This is a genomic window from Corynebacterium tuscaniense (genome assembly GCF_008693065.1).
GTDB classification, from domain to species: Bacteria; Actinomycetota; Actinomycetes; order Mycobacteriales; family Mycobacteriaceae; genus Corynebacterium; species Corynebacterium tuscaniense.
Map to the genome: position 1 here is coordinate 1 of NZ_VXKH01000184.1, position 591 is coordinate 591.

The window sequence follows — 591 nt, forward strand, 5'->3', positions numbered from 1 at the left end:
CTATCGAACATGTCCGACATTGCGTTTCGTACCGCGTTGGTGATCTATATCCTCGCGTGGGCGCTGTCATTCACCTATTACGTCAAGCGCCACATCGCACTGTCTTATGATCAGCGTTTGCAACGGCAACGTGAATTGGTTGCAGTGGGAGCGGAAAACAGCAGCACCGGAACCACCGCGGTATTACCAGCTGATCCGGAGCAAGACCCCCTGCCAGAAAATGCGGAGGAAATTCTCGCGCAGAAACGCGCTTCGGCGTCGAAATTTGGTGGGATGACCCAGACCGTGGTCTGGTTGGGCATCATTGTGCATGTCACCGCAGCAGTGCTTCGCGGCCTAGCAGCGCACCGCGTACCGCTGGGCAATCTCTACGAATATGTTCTGGTGATTACAGCATTCGCGATGGTTGCGACGGCGCTGGTGGTGCAGCGTAAAGAATGGCGCGTATTGTGGCCATGGATGCTGACCCCGATCATTGGGCTCTTATTCTTCGGCGGCACCAAACTCTATGCCGCGACTGCCCCGGTGGTGCCTGCACTACGCAGCTATTGGTTGCCCGTGCACGTGACCACGGTATCGGGGGGCGCTGCG

Annotated in this window: 1 pseudogene; it reads left to right on the forward strand. The window is 57.5% G+C overall.

Going from position 1 to position 591, the window contains the following annotated elements:
• Positions 1 to 9: 9 nt before the first annotated feature.
• Positions 10 to 591, forward strand: a pseudogene (locus tag F4V54_RS11190) (c-type cytochrome biogenesis protein CcsB); the annotation flags it as partial.